General features: G+C 33.6%; 15 protein-coding genes and 1 pseudogene. 10 read left to right on the top strand and 6 right to left on the bottom strand.

Annotation, left to right across the window (positions count from 1 at the left end):
* Positions 1 to 13: 13 nt before the first annotated feature.
* Positions 14 to 397, bottom strand: a complete 384-nt coding sequence (locus ACZZ9T_RS11880) for an RNA recognition motif domain-containing protein (protein WP_463432388.1) — start codon at positions 395 to 397, stop codon at positions 14 to 16.
* A gap of 348 nt (positions 398 to 745) precedes the next feature.
* On the opposite strand from ACZZ9T_RS11880, the gene ACZZ9T_RS11875 reads away from it, so the two are divergent.
* The 9 genes from ACZZ9T_RS11875 to ACZZ9T_RS11835 all read left to right on the top strand — a co-directional run bounded on the left by ACZZ9T_RS11875 (position 746) and on the right by ACZZ9T_RS11835 (position 10,481).
* Positions 746 to 1,141, top strand: a complete 396-nt coding sequence (locus ACZZ9T_RS11875) for an acyl-CoA thioesterase (RefSeq protein ID WP_463432386.1) — start codon at positions 746 to 748, stop codon at positions 1,139 to 1,141.
* Complete coding sequence (locus tag ACZZ9T_RS11870; RefSeq protein WP_463442262.1) at positions 1,138 to 1,698, top strand: helix-turn-helix domain-containing protein; 561 nt, start codon at positions 1,138 to 1,140, stop codon at positions 1,696 to 1,698. Before ACZZ9T_RS11875 ends, ACZZ9T_RS11870 begins: the two co-directional genes overlap by 4 nt.
* A gap of 232 nt (positions 1,699 to 1,930) precedes the next feature.
* Positions 1,931 to 4,663, top strand: coding sequence for a heavy metal translocating P-type ATPase (locus ACZZ9T_RS11865; RefSeq protein ID WP_463442261.1), 2,733 nt, complete (start codon positions 1,931 to 1,933; stop codon positions 4,661 to 4,663).
* Positions 4,664 to 4,730: 67 nt separating this feature from the next.
* The gene (locus ACZZ9T_RS11860) at positions 4,731 to 5,462 is read left to right on the top strand and encodes a DUF72 domain-containing protein (protein WP_463442260.1); all 732 of its coding nucleotides are present in this window, start codon (positions 4,731 to 4,733) and stop codon (positions 5,460 to 5,462) included.
* 114 nt (positions 5,463 to 5,576) lie between these two features.
* The gene (locus ACZZ9T_RS11855) at positions 5,577 to 6,443 is read left to right on the top strand and encodes a polysaccharide deacetylase family protein (RefSeq protein WP_463442259.1); all 867 of its coding nucleotides are present in this window, start codon (positions 5,577 to 5,579) and stop codon (positions 6,441 to 6,443) included.
* A gap of 164 nt (positions 6,444 to 6,607) precedes the next feature.
* The gene (locus ACZZ9T_RS11850) at positions 6,608 to 7,267 is read left to right on the top strand and encodes a YggS family pyridoxal phosphate-dependent enzyme (protein ID WP_463442258.1); all 660 of its coding nucleotides are present in this window, start codon (positions 6,608 to 6,610) and stop codon (positions 7,265 to 7,267) included.
* Between the two features lie 57 nt (positions 7,268 to 7,324).
* Complete coding sequence (locus tag ACZZ9T_RS11845; protein WP_463442257.1) at positions 7,325 to 8,509, top strand: sigma-54-dependent transcriptional regulator; 1,185 nt, start codon at positions 7,325 to 7,327, stop codon at positions 8,507 to 8,509.
* Between the two features lie 71 nt (positions 8,510 to 8,580).
* Positions 8,581 to 9,948 carry an MATE family efflux transporter gene (locus ACZZ9T_RS11840; RefSeq protein ID WP_463442256.1) on the top strand — a complete coding sequence of 456 codons (1,368 nt, stop codon included), beginning with the start codon at positions 8,581 to 8,583 and terminating at the stop codon, positions 9,946 to 9,948.
* A 14-nt stretch (positions 9,949 to 9,962) separates the two neighbouring features.
* Complete coding sequence (locus ACZZ9T_RS11835; RefSeq protein WP_463442255.1) at positions 9,963 to 10,481, top strand: GNAT family N-acetyltransferase; 519 nt, start codon at positions 9,963 to 9,965, stop codon at positions 10,479 to 10,481.
* Positions 10,482 to 10,555: 74 nt separating this feature from the next.
* Here the strand turns inward: ACZZ9T_RS11835 and ACZZ9T_RS11830 are convergent, their stop codons facing one another.
* The 3 genes from ACZZ9T_RS11830 to ACZZ9T_RS11820 form a co-directional block, all read right to left on the bottom strand.
* A complete protein-coding gene (locus ACZZ9T_RS11830) occupies positions 10,556 to 11,194 on the bottom strand; it encodes a hypothetical protein (RefSeq protein WP_463442254.1) in 639 nt (212 codons plus the stop codon).
* Between the two features lie 408 nt (positions 11,195 to 11,602).
* On the bottom strand, positions 11,603 to 12,172 hold the full coding sequence (locus ACZZ9T_RS11825; RefSeq protein WP_463442253.1) for a hypothetical protein: 570 nt from the start codon (positions 12,170 to 12,172) through the stop codon (positions 11,603 to 11,605).
* Entirely contained in the window at positions 12,169 to 13,875 is a 1,707-nt protein-coding gene (locus ACZZ9T_RS11820; RefSeq protein ID WP_463442252.1) for a hypothetical protein, read from the bottom strand. Before ACZZ9T_RS11820 ends, ACZZ9T_RS11825 begins: the two co-directional genes overlap by 4 nt.
* Before the next feature lie 112 nt (positions 13,876 to 13,987).
* Between ACZZ9T_RS11820 and ACZZ9T_RS11815 the strand changes: the two genes are divergently transcribed.
* A complete protein-coding gene (locus tag ACZZ9T_RS11815; protein WP_463442251.1) occupies positions 13,988 to 14,380 on the top strand; it encodes a helix-turn-helix domain-containing protein in 393 nt (130 codons plus the stop codon).
* 99 nt (positions 14,381 to 14,479) lie between these two features.
* Here the strand turns inward: ACZZ9T_RS11815 and ACZZ9T_RS11810 are convergent, their stop codons facing one another.
* Positions 14,480 to 15,052 carry a Crp/Fnr family transcriptional regulator gene (locus tag ACZZ9T_RS11810; protein ID WP_463432368.1) on the bottom strand — a complete coding sequence of 191 codons (573 nt, stop codon included), beginning with the start codon at positions 15,050 to 15,052 and terminating at the stop codon, positions 14,480 to 14,482.
* A gap of 150 nt (positions 15,053 to 15,202) precedes the next feature.
* A pseudogene (locus ACZZ9T_RS11805) lies at positions 15,203 to 17,605 on the bottom strand (alpha/beta hydrolase family protein).
* Positions 17,606 to 17,804 lie beyond the last annotated feature (199 nt).

Here is a 17,804-nt window from a genome sequence, read left to right as displayed (position 1 = left end):
CCGCTTCAATTTTTTACCAACGACTTCCGCCGCCGCCGTTACCTCCACGGTTGTTGTTGTTTCCGTAACCACCTCCAGAGTTGTTACCTCCTCCACGGTTGTTACCATAACTTCCACCTCCGCTTCTGTTATTATCAAAACTTCTTCTTGGTTTTTCTTCTCTTGGCTTAGCCTCAGACACGTTAAGAATCTTACCGTTAAGTTCTTTTTGATTAAGCGCTTCGATAGCTTGAGCTCCTTCTTCGTCACCCATTTCTACGAAACCGAAACCTCTAGAACGACCAGTTTCTCTGTCTGTAACAATTTTAGCTGATGATACATCGCCAAATTCTGCGAATAAATCGTGCAACTCATATTCTTTAGTTGCGTAATTGATGTTTGAAACAAAAATGTTCATTGTAAAAAAAAAATTAAAAATTAATATAAATTCTGGTATAAAAGAAAAGCAACATAATAATGAACATGATATTGATTCCTAATATAAACGCTTGCAAGATACAATTAAATTAAATATATCAAAACATTTTTTGAAGTATTTCATCGATTATATCAAATTTAACATTCAATTAATAAAATACCTGTATAAATCAAGTCATTTCGATCGTAAACCGCCATTTAAAGATCAAAACAATCAGGTAATTCAGCTATAAAAAACATCGACAAAGTCTTTAATATGGCTATAATTTCCATTAAATTCAATTATTCAGTTTTAAACCTTAAATTTGTATTTTTAATCATCTATAATATGAATTATCATACCAGAAAATGGGTAAAACCTGAGGACTTGAATCCCAACCAATCTCTTTTCGGAGGAAAACTTCTGCAATGGATTGATGAGGAAGCTGCCCTATATGCTGTCATTCAGCTTGAAAATAAAAAGGTGGTCACCAAATATATATCAGAGATTAATTTCGTAAGTTCTGCAAAACAAGGTGATATCATCGAAATTGGTATTGAGGTTTCGGCTTTCGGATCAACTTCACTTACTTTAAAATGTGCTGTACGAAATAAAATGACCCACCAAACCATCATTACCGTTGAAAAAATCGTAATGGTAAATCTTGATGAAGACGGAAATCCTAAGCCACACGGTAAAACAAAAGTAGAATTTGTAAAAGACAGACTGAGCAATCCGTTATGAAAATTTCAGTAAAAAATATGGTTTGTGACCGCTGTATTTCTGCTGTGGCAAATATTTTTGAAAAAGAGGAAATTACAATAAAAGCTATCACATTAGGTGAAGTTGAGACCGAGTCTGAAATTCCAGAAAATCAACTTTTTGATATTGAGAAAAGGCTTGAAGAAATTGGCTTTGAAAGAATTAAAGATTCTGCACATCAAATGATTGAGAAAATTAAAAACCTGATTGTTTTAAAGGTTGGAAGATTAGATACTGACGAAAACTTTATATTGTCTAATTTTCTTAGCGATGCACTTCACAAAGATTATAGTGCCCTATCAAAGGTCTTTTCACAAAACGAAAATATTACCTTAGAACAATATTACATTCTTCAGAAAATAGAAAAAGTAAAAGAACTGCTTTTCAATAACGATTTTACTCTGACCGAAATTGCAGGACATATGGGCTACAAAAGTGTGCAGCATCTCTCATCCCAATTTAAAACTACTACAGGCCACACTCCTACTGAGTTTAAAAAACTTAAAGTCTTGGACAGAAAACCTCTGGATCAAGTGTGAGAGTTTTAGAGTTTTAGAGTTTTAGAGTTTTAGAGTTTTAGAGTTTTAGAGTTTTAGAGTTTAAAATTAATTTTAAATTTTAGATTTTCATAATCCTTAAACTTTCTTTCACTCCGGTTCTAGCTCTCTCTCTCTCTAACACAAAAACGCCCAAATTCTATAACTATTATCCTTAAATTTATAACAGTCTTCTATATTCATTTTGGAAATTTGTTGAATAAATTTAAAAATCATGCAACAGCAGTTTAAAATATTAGGAATGACCTGTTCAGGTTGTCAGAAGAAAATTTCAGAAAAACTTAATAGTCTGGAAAATATAAAAGCTGATGTCAATTTAGAAAGCAACACAGCAACCCTCAATTCTGATAAAGAAATTAATTTAGAAAAATTAAACACAGCTTTAGAAGAAATAGGAAATTACAAATTGGAAGATCCCAATCATCCCGAAAAAACTTTTCTAAAACCACAAGATAGAGTTTCCCCATCCTCGGTTTACTATTGCCCAATGGAATGTGAAGGCGAAAAAGTATATTTTAAACATGGTGAAAGATGCCCGATTTGCCATATGTTTTTAGTTCCTATTGAGGAAAAACTGGCAAAAGACCCGAACTTCAAAACTGCTTTTTCCAAAACCAATTTACCCGAAAATTTTAAAGATCATATCGGTGATTATTACTGTCCAATGTTCTGCGAAGGCGATAAAATTTATGATGAAAAAAGCGATTGCCCGGTTTGCCACATGCATCTTGAAGAGATCACAGAAGATCTAGTTAAAAATTCCGTTTCAAATCATTTACATGTTCATCAACATCATGAAGCTCCAAAAGTTACTGATGACATGGCGGGAAAATATTATTGCCCAATGTTTTGTGAGGGAGATAAAACGTATGATTCCAATGTTGGTTGCCCGGTCTGCGGAATGGATCTCGTAAAATATCCCGATAAAAATGGCAATAGCGAAGAAGATGAAACATTCAATATTTTAAAGAGAAAATTCATCACTTCATTAGCATTCACAATTCCTGTTTTCATTTTGTCAATGGGCGGAATGTTGATCGACTTTCCTTTTTCACATCAAATTCAAGGTTATATTGAACTTATTTTAACAATTCCAGTTCTTTTCTATTCCGGATGGTTTTTGATGAAAAGAGGTTTTATTTCATTCAAAACCTGGAACTTAAATATGTTTAGTCTGATTGCTTTAGGTGTTTCAGCTGCGTTTTTGTTTAGCATTATTGCTTTGCTTTTCCCGGATATAGTTCCTCACGAAATTCGAGGTCACAGTCATGAAAGTCCATTGTATTTTGAAGCGGTTTGCGTGATTATTACTTTAGTGATCCTAGGTCAGCTTATGGAAGCTGCTGCTCACAAAAGAACAGGAAATGCCATCAAAGAACTGATGAATCTTTCTCCGGATGAGGCCAATTTAATGATAGATGGTGAGGAAAAAAAAGTTCCATTATCCGAAATAAAAATTGGGGATTTATTAAAAGTAAAACCGGGCGAAAAAATTCCTGTCGACGGAAAAATTACGGAAGGAAATTCTGTGGTTGACGAAAGTATGATCACCGGCGAACCCATTCCTGTTGAAAAAAAACTGGATGATAAGGTAAGTTCAGGAACCATCAACGGAAACCAGGTTTTCATTATGAAAGCTGAAAAAGTGGGCGACGAAACTTTGCTTTCAAAAATCATTAAAATGGTGAACGACGCAAGCCGAAGCCGTGCTCCGATTCAGAAACTAACTGATAAAGTGGCAAAAGTTTTTGTTCCGACTGTTATTTTTGTTGCGGTAGTTACATTTATTTTATGGCAAGTTTTTGGTCCTGAAGGTAAAAAAAGTCTGTTTGCTTTTGTAAATGCAGTTGCCGTTCTTATCGTGGCGTGTCCGTGTGCTTTAGGACTTGCAACACCGATGTCTTTAATGGTGGGAATCGGAAAAGGTGCGAAGAACGGTATTTTAATTAAGAATGCCGAAGCACTTGAACAAATGAATAAAGTAAACGTTCTAATTACCGATAAAACAGGGACTTTAACCGAAGGCAAACCTTCTCTTGAAGCTATTGAAACTGTAAGTAATGATCAAAATCTAATTTTAAAACTAGCCTATTCACTAAGCCAAAATTCTGAACATCCATTATCCAATGCAGTCATTAAAAAAGCTAAAGAAAAAAATATTTCTGCTGAAAAAGTAAGTCAGTTTGAGAACATTTCCGGAAAAGGTCTAAAAGGAATCATCAACGGAAAAACAGTTTATCTCGGTAATGAAAATGTTCTGACTTCAAATCAAATTCAAATTCCTGAAATTTTAAAACAGAAAGCCATTGAAACCCAATCAAAAGCGCACACCATTTCTTATGTTGCACAGGAAAATGAAGTCTTAGGATTTTTAAGCTTTACCGACAAAATTAAAGAAAGCTCAAAAAGAGCAGTTGAATTATTGATGAATGACGGAATTGATGTCGTTATGATGACAGGCGACAATGAAGACACGGCAAAAGCCGTTGCAGATGCATTGGGAATTAAACACTTTAAAGCAAATTGTCTTCCTGAGGATAAATTAAATGAAGTAAAAAAACTGCAGCAAGAAGGAAAAATCGTAGCCATGACCGGTGACGGAATTAACGACTCCCCTGCTTTGGCACAAGCAAACATAGGAATTGCAATGGGAACAGGTACCGATATTGCCATTGAAACTGCTGAAATAACTTTATTAAAAGGAGATCTTATGGGCGTTGCCAAAGCCAAAATTCTGAGCGAAAAACTTCTAAAAAACATTAAAGAAAATCTGTTCTTTGCATTTATTTATAATGTTCTGGGAATACCGATTGCGGCAGGATTGTTGTATCCGTTTTTTGGAATTTTGCTATCTCCGATGATTGCAGCTGCAGCAATGAGCATCAGTTCATTATCGGTAATTTTAAATTCATTAAGATTAAATTCTGTGGATTTAAATATTAAATAAAACTTGAGCCATCTAAAAAAGATAATATTTCACAGCTTTTACCAAACTTAAAATGTTAAAATCTAACATGAAAAAAGAAAATCTCTACATTGGCTGTTCCGGCTTTTACAACAATGATTGGAAAGGTTCGCTGTATCCTGAAGATGCAAAAAGTAAAGACTTTCTTATACTGTATTCTCAACAATTCAATGCGGTAGAAATTAACTCAACTTTTTATAGAAAACCTACCGCAAAAACACTTCAAAAATGGTTTAATGAAACTCCGGATGATTTTAAGTTTTTTATTAAAATACCAAAGGCTATTTCACATGATAAAAGACTTGAAAACTGCAAAGAAGAAATCAGTGATTTCTGTGATCATATTCATAGCCATCTAAAGGAAAAACTTTCCGGTTTTTTATACCAGTTTCCGCCATCTTTTAAAAACACCGATCAACATTTGACACTTATTTTGGAGAATATTGATTTTGATTTTTTAAATGTTATCGAATTTCGTCATGAATCGTGGTGGAATGATGAAATTTTTAAGACATTGACAGACAACAAAATTATTTTTTCCGGCGTAAGCTTCCCGGGAAACCTTCCGGAAGAAGTGATTCTCAATTCTGAGGATTTTCTTTATTACAGACTTCACGGAAAACCCATTCTGTATAAATCAGAATATTCAGATGAATTTTTAAATGATTTTGCTGATAAAATCAAAATTTCAGATAGAAAAACATTTATATTTTTCAATAATACCTGGGGAATATCTGCTATTAAAAACGGTTTACATCTTCAAGAAGTATTGTCTAAATAATTATTATTAAGATTTAATTACATCATCAATTTTTTCACAAATATTGGTATTAAATTTGCTAATTGTACAAATAGAATTTAACATTTTTTAACAATTTAATATCCGCCATTTTTTATGAAAAAAACCTTTGCGGAAAAGTCTTTTAACGGGACTTTTCTGGGGATGATTGCAGTAATAAGCGCAACATCAATTTTCTTTACGAGTTGTAATCAGAAAAAAGACATGAAAGAATCTGAAAAGATCATCTCTAAAGAGCCTCCCGTCGCAAAGCAGAATTTAAAATCAAATGATGAAGATATTATTTCAGACAAAAGAGTAATTTATCTCACTTTTGATGACGGTCCCAATCGTGGAACTGAAAATCTTCTTAAAATCCTTCAAAAAAGAAATGTTTGCGCAACCGCATTTTTAGTAGGACAACATGCTAATGGCAGCAAAAAACAAAAAGACGACCTTGAATCTTTGAGGAGAGACAGGTTGATAGAATTAGCCAATCACAGTCACACCCATGCTCATAACAGATACACAGATTTCTACAAGAATCCTGCGGCTGTAATTCATGATTTTGATACGGCAAAAGACAGTTTAAAATTGCTGAATAAAATAGCAAGAACTCCGGGAAGAAATATCTGGAGACTTAATAACATTACAAGTACCGACATCAAAACTTCAAACGAAGCTGCGAATGTATTAAAAACAGCAGGCTATAAAATAATTGGTTGGGATTTAGAATGGAAGCCCACCCATAAAATGCAACTCAAAGATAATCATCAGGCAATGCTCAAAAAAGTGGACAGTATATTTTTCAATGACTTAGAAAAAACTTCAAGACATTTGGTATTTCTCACGCATGACCAGTATCTTACAGATGCAAATTCTGTTAACGAACTTGATCTATTTATTGAAAAACTACAGAAAACCAATCGTTTCGTATTCAGGAAAATTTCAGAATATCCAAGAATCAATGAAGTTCTGAATTAAATCTAATCTTCAACAGATTTCACAGATGATTGCGTGTAATTAAAAATATAAAACATCTGTGAAAATCTGTGGGATCTGTGGGATGATTTTTTCATAAATTTCTCTTCTCAAAGTATTCCAGAATTTAATAGTTTTTCTTTTCGAAATTTCAGAAATTTGCATCCATGAATATTCAGGAAAATTACAACATAATAAAAAATCAGCTTCCGTCGACAGTTGAATTGGTAGCGGTTTCTAAAACACATCCTGTTTCAGCGATTCAGGAAGTATATGATTTGGGACAGAAAGTTTTTGGTGAAAACAAGGTTCAGGAATTGATTGAAAAATACCCTGTACTTCCAAAAGATATTCAGTGGCATTTGATCGGGCATCTTCAGACCAATAAAGTAAAATACATTGCAGAATTTATTGACACCATTCAAAGTGTTGATTCTGAAAAACTTTTAAACGAAATCAATAAAGAAGCAGGAAAGCACAACCGAAAAATCAAAGTTCTGCTTCAGGTAAAAATTGCCGAGGAACAAACTAAATTCGGTTTGGAAATAGAAGAAACGGTGGACTTATTCCAAAAATTTATTTCCGGTGAATTTCCAAACGTAAAGATTACAGGATTAATGGGAATGGCAACGTTCACTGATGATCAAAATCAGGTGAGATCGGAATTTAAAAAATTAAAAAGTCTTTTTGATGATTTAAGTCAGACTCAAAAATTAGAAACCCTTTCAATGGGAATGAGTGACGACTTTCCTCTTGCATTAGAGTGTGGAGCCAATTCTGTACGCGTTGGTTCAGCAATTTTCGGACGAAGAGATTATTCTATATAATATATTTGGGAATGGTTTTTGATGCAAATCACGCAAAATTTACCTAAATTTGCAACTATGCTAAAAATACTGATAGTAGAAGACGAAAAAGCAATATCCGGAGTGCTTCACAGCATTCTTTCGGACGAACTTGCTGATTATGAATTTGTAATTGCCGAGGATGGTCTTGAAGGTTACAAACAAATCGAAAAAGAAGATTTTGCTCTCGTGATTTCTGATATTAAGATGCCCAAAATGTCTGGTACAGAACTTCTTAAACAAAGTTTAGCATTAAAACCTGAAACCACTTTTATCATGATTTCCGGTCATGCAGATATTGATTCTGCGGTGGCTTGCCTGAGAGACGGTGCCTATGATTTCATATCTAAACCAATTGACATTAACCGTTTGATTACCAGCGTAAAAAATGCTTTGGTGAAAGAGACATTAAAAAAAGAAAATAAAAGCCTGCAGACTGAAAATAAAACGCTTAAGAAAAAAGTAAGCAAAAAATACCAGATGATCGGTGAATCTGCTCCGCTAAAGAAAATTCAGGAGATGATTGAAAAAGTGGCAGTTTCTGACGCCAGAGTTTTGATTACAGGTCCTAATGGTGCGGGTAAAGAATTGGTTGCTCATGCGATTCATAATTTAAGCGAGAGATCAAGAGGTCCAATGGTAGAGGTAAATTGTGCTGCAATCCCTTCCGAACTGATAGAATCTGAACTTTTTGGTCATGTAAAAGGATCTTTTACCGGTGCCATTAAAGATAAGCAGGGTAAATTTGAACAGGCTAACTGCGGAACCATTTTCTTAGATGAAATCGGTGATATGAGTTTAATTGCTCAGGCTAAAGTTTTAAGAGCTTTACAGGAAAGCAAAGTTTCTCCGGTAGGAAGCGATAAAGAAATAAAAGTTGATGTAAGAGTGCTTGCAGCAACCAACAAAAATATGGCAGTTGAGATTGAAGCAGGAAGATTCAGAGAAGATTTGTATCACAGATTGTCTGTTATCGAGATCTACGTTCCGCCTTTGGATGAGAGAAAAGAAGACATCAAGCTGTTGGTCGATCACTTTTCAGGATTGATCTCTGACGAACACGGTACTGCTCTGAAAAAATTTGACGACTCTGCGATTGATGCGTTAAAAGCCCTTTCATGGACAGGAAATATAAGAGAGCTGAGAAATGTTGTGGAGAGATTAATTATTCTTGGAGGAACAACGGTTTCCGAAAAGGATGTTGCAAGTTTTGTGAGAAAATAATTTAATTATTAATTAAAATATAAAATAAAAATTTGCAGTAACTATACTGCAAATTTTTTTTGTCATCAATTATGAGTTTTTTAAATAAAAATTACACGAAAGAAGCCCTTGCATTGGCACTTCCGGTCATGCTTACACAAGTCGGCCAGGTTTCTGTTAACCTCTTCGACAACATTATTGTAGGGAAATTATTGGGTGCAGATGCGTTGGCGTCTGTTTCTTTGGGGAATGCAGTATTTTTCTCCATGTTTGTTTTGGCACTGGGTTTTTCTTTTGCCATTCCGCCATTGGTTTCTGAAGCGCACTCTCAGAATGATCATAAAACCATCAATTCAGTTTTCAGCCATGGTTTTGTGATCAATATGACTGTGGGAGTTATTCTGATGCTGGTCTTATTTTTAGGATTACCGCTACTCTATCATTCGGGTCAGCCTGCGAAAATCATTCCTGATACGGTAGATTTTTTATGGATTATGGCGATCAGCATTGTTCCTTTTATGGCATTTCAGACTTTGAGAGAGGTTTCCGAAGGATTATCATATACGATTGGAGTTACAAAAGCAACGATTATCGCCAACGTGATCAATATCGTTTTGAATTATGTTTTGATCAAAGGACTGTGGATCTTCCCTGAAATGGGCGTAAAAGGTTCGGCTTTGGCAAGTTTGATCGCACGAATTTTCATGGTGGTTTTTCTTTATTTTGTTTTAATGAAAGAACCGAAAACCAGAATATACGTCAAAGAATTTTCGTTAAAAATGCAGGTTTTCTCTAAGAATATGTTTGAAAAAATGATACGATTAGGTTTTCCTACCGCTTTGCAGATGTTCTTTGAGGTTACTGCTTTTGCAGGAGCAGCATTTATCTGTGGATTAATTTCGGCTCACGATATCGCTTCTCATCAGATTGCATTGAGCATGGCATCTTTTACTTTTAACTTATGTATAGGTTTCAGTGTAGCATCTACGGTGATGATCGGTAGAAAACTGGGCGAACAAAACTTTGTGGAATTAAGAAAAATAGGCATCAACAATTTAAAAATCGCATTTCTCTTTATGTGTATTTGTGGAATCATTTTCATCTTAGGACGAAATATTCTCCCTACATTTTTCACAAAACCGGAAGAAGTTGAAGTCATTATGCTGGCTTCAAAACTCATGATTATCGCAGCGCTATTCCAGCTTTCAGACGGCATTCAGGTGACTGCTTTGGGAATGTTGAGAGGTTTACAGGATGTGAAAATCCCTTCGATCATTACATTTATTGCGTATTGGCTGATTACAATTCCGTTAGGATATTTTCTCTGTGTAACTTTAAAAATGGGCGCTTTCGGAATGTGGATTGCGCTTGGATTGGGATTAACGATTTCAGCATTTATGTTGGTGAAACGTTTTCTCGATATGTCTGCGAGAAGAATTAAACAGGATTCATCCATTTAACTTAATTGGAATACATGGAAAATATAATCATTAAAAAAGTCAGTCTGAATAACATCAAAGAACTTCAGACCATTGCAGAACAAACCTTCTTCGATACCTTCTCCCCTCACAACACGGAAGAAAATATGGCGGAATACATGAAGGAAGGTTTTACGGTTAAGAAACTTACTGCTGAAATTCAAAACGAAGGTTCAGAATTTTTCTTTGCGCTTTCAGAAGGTAAGGTGATTGGCTATTTAAAAGTAAATGTCGGCAATGCACAAACAGAGTTACAGGACAGTGATGCTTTAGAAATCGAAAGAATCTATGTTTCAAAAGATTTTCACGGTAAAAAGGTCGGACAAATTCTTTACGACAAAGCTTTAGAAATTGCCAAAGAACAAAATGCCAGGTACGTTTGGCTGGGCGTTTGGGAAGAAAACCCAAGAGCCATACAGTTTTATAAGAAAAATGGTTTTGTGGAATTTGACAAGCATATTTTTAAGTTTGGAAACGAAAAGCAGACGGATATTATGATGAAATTTGTATTGTAATAAATCATTTTTGATAGTAATAAATATAATTGGCAAGACATCAATAATAAAACTGCAGGAATTTCTGAGGTTTATTATTGTGGTGTAAAAATTTTAAGATTAATCTTTTCTATACCATCTATATAACTTTCAGTTTTATATCCATTTCTATAATTTGTTGAAAAACTTTCGATTAAGTAATTATAATTACCGTCTAATTTTTCTTTCAAGCTAGCAATAAGTTTTTGACTAATATTGTCACTCAAATCTAAATAGTAAAATCTTAGTAAGTCTTTGTCTAAAGGCTTAAGATTAACAATTATTTCTAAATTAGTCCTTTTATCTTTTTTAGTTGGGTAACATTTTATAAAATATTTATTCTCACCTATTTTCTCAACAACAATATGATCTATTGATTTATTATCAGAATATTTAACTTCTCTTGTTGCAGTAAAACTGTAGATACTTTTATTAGAAAGCTTAGAATGCAGAAAATCGTGAGCATTATAGTTTTTTGTATCAATCTTATCTATCAACACACCTGTATTATCTTTCCTTATATGCATCTCATAATTAGGATTATCAGAATTTAAAATATATTGTCCCGTAGTTATTTTTGCTGCTCCTTTCGGATTGATATTTCTAATTTTTAAATTGTAATCGAAATTATAGGATTGAGCGTTCATGCTCAATCCTATAAGTAATATCAATGTTGTTATAATGTTATTTCTCATAATCAATGTTTTTCCATAATTGTTTTAATAATTTATACCCACAAATTAATGTAATTACATATGATATAAAATATATGTAAAAAGAATTATCTAATGGCAGACTTTTATAAATAAAGATTGCTCTTAAATCATATTGATATACTATAATACCCAATACCGACCCTAATAAAACAACAAAAAATATATTTCTAGAATTTTTTAAATAATATGATATCAGTATATAAGTAATGAAAAAGCAGCTAATACAAAACAAGTTATAAGGTTCAAAAATGTGACTTATTATACGAAATAAATACAAAATCAAATACTGGAAATTATATTGTACTATGCAAATTAAAACACTTGATAATATCGAAAATATTAATAGTATCAATATAAAAAACAAAAAGTTAAAAACGGTGTAAAACTTTAGTGACATCCTAATGCTGTTAATGGTTTAATTCCTTTTAGATAATCTTTTATAAATATGTAACTTGGTGTATAATCCACACCAGGAATAATTGAAGAGTTACCATTTTTATTATTCACAAATGTAGAAACTTTTTGCTGCATATTTTGCCACATGGTTTTAGCTTCTGAATACCCAAAATTCTCAACAGTATATTGTAACGCATTATTAGATACTTTTGTGGTAAATCTATCTACACCTCTAGTATATATAATCATATTTCCTGCAGCATCAACGAAATAACCAAATAATCTATTCCCACTTACAGGATGTTCTCCATCCCAAGGTGACTTAACCGTTGTGAAAATCCATGCTTGAGAATTAAAACCACTACAAACAACAGTCCCATTATCAGCTGGAATTTTTATTGTAATTAAAGAACCAACTGGATTATTAGAATACCAAAGTTGAGTGTCATCAATCCCATATTGGGGTTCAACAACTGGATAAAAGTTGCCGTGATTAATATCTGTAAAGTTATTTATGTTTTTTCGAAAGTAATCGAAAAATTCTGCATGAGTATATTTCACCCTGGTGATTTTTCAGGCATATTAGTGATTTTAACCGGGTAAACATCCATATTTACTGTAAATGATTTAGAGTAGTCTAAATTTTGAATAACTGCGCTACTAAACCAACCTGTGTTATCATTAACTTGAAATATTTTATTTATAACAGATTGCGGAATAGGATGGTTAGCCAATTCTTCCCAATCTGGTAGTTGTGAACAAGGAATATTGATCAAAAAATTTGGATTTTGGGTCAACGCATTATCTAAATCTTTTAGTCTTTGAAATATTTGTTCTGGATTTAATGTATCAGGATTTTCTTGTAAAAAGTTGTGTGCAAATGTTAACATTGGTTTAAATGTTGCCCAAGTTGTATTAGTATTAACTGCTTTAAATTGCAATGCCCAAGTTATAAAATTCTTTGCTTGCTGACTTCCAGCTTGAGAAGTGTAGTAAGTGTTGAGTCCGAATAAAAATTCTTGGTTTGATTGGTTGTTTATTACCTGTTTCAAATTCATCGGCAATGTATTGATGTAAGAAATAAATCCTGCATTTAGAATATGTGTATTTCTAAAATCTTCCCAAGATACAAACCTGTTTTGGTCAAAAAAACTTACAGCCCAAGATGCAATCTGACCATTTTCCGGTGAAGGGTTATCGAGTAAAAACTTGAAAAGCTCATACACTCTGATGCTGTAATCAGTCACTTCTGCATTAGGCACATTAGGAGTATTCTGGTTATACGTCGCAAGATCATTGAACATTTGATCGTTATTAGAAAAATGCTGTAATCTTGTATTGAGTTCAGATAAATCTCCATTGATATCAGTAACATTAGCAGGGATCCATTGTCTTACGATCTGCAAAAGAAGTTCATGACCAGGCGAAGTTAAATAATCTCCATATAGAAATGTAGAGTTAGTAAGCAATGCGTTCAATTGTTCGTCAAAAACATAACCTCCACTTAAACTTCCGCTTCCGTTGCTTCCTGGATTTCCTATTGTTGCCGGTCCAAATTCATGTGGACAGCTTACTACAATCGTGACTTCAAAGTGAGCGTCGTTCGTCATTCCTGGATCGCAAGTCTGACCAACATGATGACCATTTCCATTTGAACATAGTACTTCTGTTGTGATAATATCAACATCACATTCTCCCGATGTTTTATTTGATACATTTTGACCAGGTTTATTCTGTGATGATAAATTTTGTGCAACGCCATTTAGATAGTTTGTTGCAGAAACATAGGACATATCTTCATCATAAACTTCAATAGAACCAGTAAGATTTTTCAAAACATCTTCTGTTTTATAAGCAGGAGGATTGTTTGGAATTATCTTCAAATATCTTGTTGTTTCAACATTTGAGGGTGATATCAAGATTTGTTGAATCAGATAATATGGTTTTTGGGAAGAATAAGAGTTAATAGGTAAAGTATAAGTAGTAATTCCTGTTGTTGCATTTTCAAATTTTCTGTATAAAATATTGTTTGAGTTTATATCAAAAGATGTTTTACCTGCTTTAGAATTATTTAAGCTGCTTTGAAATTTGCTAAAGCTTTTGACTTCTTTTCTAACGGTATTAATAGAAATAAGCTTGGAAGAAATAGATTTCTGAGTCTGTGTAAATTTTGGAGTGTTTTCCTGCATAGAATCTAATTCGTTTCTACAACTTAGGACTAAAAATGCCAATGCCAGAAACATCAGGGAACTGAGTTTTTTCATTTGTGTTTGTTTTTAATTATTTAATACTACAATATTAAACATTTTCTGAAATCATTACACAACTTTTTCGGAAAAAATATTACTTTTGCACTAATAATTACAATTTTTAGTTATGGATACCATGGAAGTTATCATCGAAAAAATAAAAGAATACCGCAAGAAGAAAGGCTTTTCACACGAGAATATGGCAGAGGAACTGCACATCAGCCAGGCAGCCTATAGCAAAATAGAAAAGAACGAAACCAAACTTACTGTTGATCGATTATATCAGATTGCTGAAATTCTGGAAGCTCCGGTTTATGAATTATTGGATGCAAATCCAAATAACATTTATAATCAGCAAAATTTCTATGATGCTTCTGTAGGTTATCAGGATATTCAAAATCTGTATCAGGAAAATAAAGATAAAACAGAAAAGATAGAATCTCTGTACGAAGAGAGACTGAAAGACAAGGATAAGATGATCCAACAATTGCAGGAGATTATCAGCGTATTAAAAAAGTAAACAAAAACCTCGTTCAGATTGAGCGAGGTTTTGTTTAGTTTAAGCATTTCTAAGATAATTTTTATTTAGGAAATGAAGATACCCTGTATAATCATTAAATCATACCATCTTTTCCTTAAAGTCTTTCAAAGCTTTGTTCAGGCTTCTGACGGTAGTTCCCAGATAAGCCGCCATGTCTTTTTTTGAAATCTTCATTTCTTTCGCTTTAAGTTCGAGAAGTTGAGATAAAGTATGTTCTGTTGAATGAAGCTGCTGATAAGATGATCGGTTTGAAGTATTGACAATACGCTCAGCGAAAACATCAAGCAATAAATTGTTTAAATCAATATTGCTTTTAATCAATGACTGAAAGTACGGGATCGTCATTGAAAAAACTGTAACTTCTGTGATAGCTTCAATACTGCAAATACACGGAACATTCTTCATCACCTCTATTTCGCCGACAATCTCTCCTTTTCCAAGAAATTCCACGATGTATTCCTGATCATTTTTTTCTGTGAAAAAGCATTTTGTAATTCCACTTTTGATAAGCATTATCTTAGTAGAAACTTCGTTTTGGGTCAATATTTTTTCTCCTTTTTCAAAAGAATCTACAATGATATTACCTTTGTTCTCCTGATTATTATATATTTTTTCTAAATAATCTAAAAATGGTTGGTTTGTTTTTAACATAACTTTTTTTTGAGAAAGATAACCTTTCGGAATCTAATATTTGTAGTGAATTTTGTCCTTGAAAATTACAAAAACTAACGTGAACATAATGTGAATTATTCTCACATATCTTCCATAAAAAAACTCGTTCTTTCGAACGAGTTTCAGTCATTATTTTTTCAGACATTTCTCCAGAAACTGATCCTGTTCCCAAAGAAGGTGAAGAATGTTTTCTTTTGCAGCATAACCATGAGATTCTTTTGGTAAAAGAACCATTTTCACAGGAGCTCCCAAATTTTTCAAAGCCTGAAAATATCTTTCGGTCTGTAAAGTAAATGTTCCCGGGTTGTTGTCTGCATCACCGTGAATCAGCAGCAATGGTGTTTTCATCTTATCTGCATTCATAAATGGTGACATCGTATTGTAAATTTCAGGAACATCCCAATAATTTCTCTGTTCGCTTCTGGAAACCAAAAGGTGTCAAAGTTCTGTTGTAGGCTCCACTCCTTGCAATTCCGCAGGCATAATCTTTAGAATGTGTCAAAAGATTGGCAGTCATAAATGCACCGTACGAATGTCCGCCAACAGCCACTTTATTTCTGTCAATATATCCCAACTGATCTACTGCATCAATGGCAGCTTTTCCGTTGGCAACCAACTGTGGAATGAAGGTGTCGTTCGGTTCTGTTTTTCCTTCACCGATGATCGGAAATGCGGCATCATCAAGCACGGCATACCCTTTGGCTGTCCAGTACACAAACGAACCGTAATATGGGAAAGTAAAGTCGTTCGGGTTTTGCGTATTCTGACCTGCCGTGTTTTTATCTTTATATTCTGTAGGATATGCCCAGATCAATAACGGAAGTTTTTCTTTTTTCGCTTTTCTGTCATAGTTCGCTGGTAAATAAAGTGTTCCTGTTAAAGTAACACCATCATTTCTTTTATAAGTAATTACTTCTTTGTAAACATCTTTGATGCTTTCAAAAGGATTCGCAAAATTGGTTATCGCTTCAGTTTTATTGTTTTTAATATTTTTCTTGAAATAATTCGGGTACTGACTTGCAGACTGCTGAATCATTAATACCTCTCCTTTTACAGGATTGATGATATCGATTATTTCTTCTTTGGCACCTTTGAGATTAGACGTGTAGAGTCTTTTCTTTTTAAAGATTTCATGTCCATTTCATCTATGAATGGATGTTGACCTTCTTTGGTAAATCCGGCACCGATGAGATAAGCTTTATCATTTTTCATATCTAAAACATATCTTCCGAAATTATTTTTTGTGGTATTAAAAATTCCCGGATCGCTGTAAACGTCCTGGTAATTTCTATCTTCTATGATCTGCGATTTTCCGTCATTTAAATTTACCAGATAAGATTTTGTATTTCGGGTATCATACCAACCTTCGGAAACGATTGCGTAATGATTATTCGTCCAGCTTGTTCCTTCATAACGCTGTTTAGTTTTGAAGAACGACCTCGGCTGTGCAGTAAACGGTGCTTCCCAGGTGAAAACTTCATCTCTGAAATCCACTGTTTTCGACTGATCTCCTCCATCCAGTGCTTCAGCATAAACTAAAGTGGCAGGCTGATCGGCTCTCCAGCTCATATCTCTTTTCCCGGTGCGTACTGATGAAAATCCTTTCGGCATAATTTCATTTAACGGAATTTCGTTCACAACTTTTACCGTATTTCCTTTAGCATCATAAACCGTTGTGGTCATAGGAAATCTGCTCAAAGGAACGATGTATGAAAAAGGTTTTTTAACAGTGGTCAACATCAGATAATTTCCGTCTGGAGAATAGCTGATTCCGCTATATAAATCCTGATCTTTTATCTTTTTTAAATTTCCGTTTAAATCAACATTGTATAATTCAGACGCCGTAAGGATTTCAAAATTCTTTTCATCCTGCGGATTTTTAAGCAAATCCTGATACGTTCTGTTCTGAGAAACTTTTCCGTCAGCTGTAGAAACAATAGGACCAGTAGGAAGATCTTTTGAAGAATCTGTTAATCTACCTCTGTTTTCGGGAAGAACTTTAATCAGGAAACTCTGAGAATCTTTTATCCAGGTGTAAGGATTTCCTAAATTGGCATTCAGATTATCTTTAGTCATCTTTTTTGCTGTTGCGGTTTCAAGATCAACAACCCAAAGTTCAACTCCTTTATCGGTAGTGTTTGTGAAAGCTAATTTTTTCTCATCAGGTGAAAAGGAAGTATTGGTAATTTTAGGATTTGCCGGCAGACCTTTTACCTGAATTTCCATTTTATCATTCATCTTTCTCACTTTCAGATTGTAAGAATATGATGTCGAACTTGAAATATTTGTTACCGGATTGATTCTCAAACCACCCAGTTTCATTTCCTGTTGATTAAGATCATCCAACGTTTTGTAGGTCGGACGGTATACAAAAACAACCCAGTCTTTTTTGGAATTGGTTAAAACACTTGGTGGTCTGTCATAATCTGCGAGCTTTAAAATTTCTGCAGAAGGCTTTTGGTAAGAAATATTTTCCTGTGCTTCGTAAAAATTGAGAAACGCCAATAAACAGATGGTTAATTTGATCTTCATTATCTTTTTGATTTGATACGAATTTAATGAAAAGTATTTAACCACAAAAGGGACGATGTTATACAAAACAAAATACTCTCAGAAAATAATTGATTTGACCATTCACCAGACATTTAATCAAAAAAAAAAGCGGCAAATAAATTACCGCTTTGTATATTTAAAAATAAAGTTTACCATTCTGATGCCCTTCTTCTCTTTT

Source organism: Chryseobacterium sp. AC417, assembly GCF_979258215.1.
This window is presented reverse-complemented; position numbering and strand designations above follow the sequence as displayed.

Coding starts and splice junctions, on each gene's coding strand:
- ACZZ9T_RS11875 (WP_463432386.1), top strand. CDS start 746: ATGAATTATCATACCAGAAAATGGGTAAAACCTGAGGACTTGAATCCC.
- ACZZ9T_RS11815 (WP_463442251.1), top strand. CDS start 13,988: ATGGATACCATGGAAGTTATCATCGAAAAAATAAAAGAATACCGCAAG.
- ACZZ9T_RS11870 (WP_463442262.1), top strand. CDS start 1,138: ATGAAAATTTCAGTAAAAAATATGGTTTGTGACCGCTGTATTTCTGCT.
- ACZZ9T_RS11835 (WP_463442255.1), top strand. CDS start 9,963: ATGGAAAATATAATCATTAAAAAAGTCAGTCTGAATAACATCAAAGAA.
- ACZZ9T_RS11820 (WP_463442252.1), bottom strand. CDS start 13,875: ATGAAAAAACTCAGTTCCCTGATGTTTCTGGCATTGGCATTTTTAGTC.
- ACZZ9T_RS11810 (WP_463432368.1), bottom strand. CDS start 15,052: ATGTTAAAAACAAACCAACCATTTTTAGATTATTTAGAAAAAATATAT.
- ACZZ9T_RS11880 (WP_463432388.1), bottom strand. CDS start 397: ATGAACATTTTTGTTTCAAACATCAATTACGCAACTAAAGAATATGAG.
- ACZZ9T_RS11830 (WP_463442254.1), bottom strand. CDS start 11,194: ATGAGAAATAACATTATAACAACATTGATATTACTTATAGGATTGAGC.
- ACZZ9T_RS11855 (WP_463442259.1), top strand. CDS start 5,577: ATGAAAAAAACCTTTGCGGAAAAGTCTTTTAACGGGACTTTTCTGGGG.
- ACZZ9T_RS11845 (WP_463442257.1), top strand. CDS start 7,325: ATGCTAAAAATACTGATAGTAGAAGACGAAAAAGCAATATCCGGAGTG.
- ACZZ9T_RS11850 (WP_463442258.1), top strand. CDS start 6,608: ATGAATATTCAGGAAAATTACAACATAATAAAAAATCAGCTTCCGTCG.
- ACZZ9T_RS11865 (WP_463442261.1), top strand. CDS start 1,931: ATGCAACAGCAGTTTAAAATATTAGGAATGACCTGTTCAGGTTGTCAG.
- ACZZ9T_RS11840 (WP_463442256.1), top strand. CDS start 8,581: ATGAGTTTTTTAAATAAAAATTACACGAAAGAAGCCCTTGCATTGGCA.
- ACZZ9T_RS11860 (WP_463442260.1), top strand. CDS start 4,731: ATGAAAAAAGAAAATCTCTACATTGGCTGTTCCGGCTTTTACAACAAT.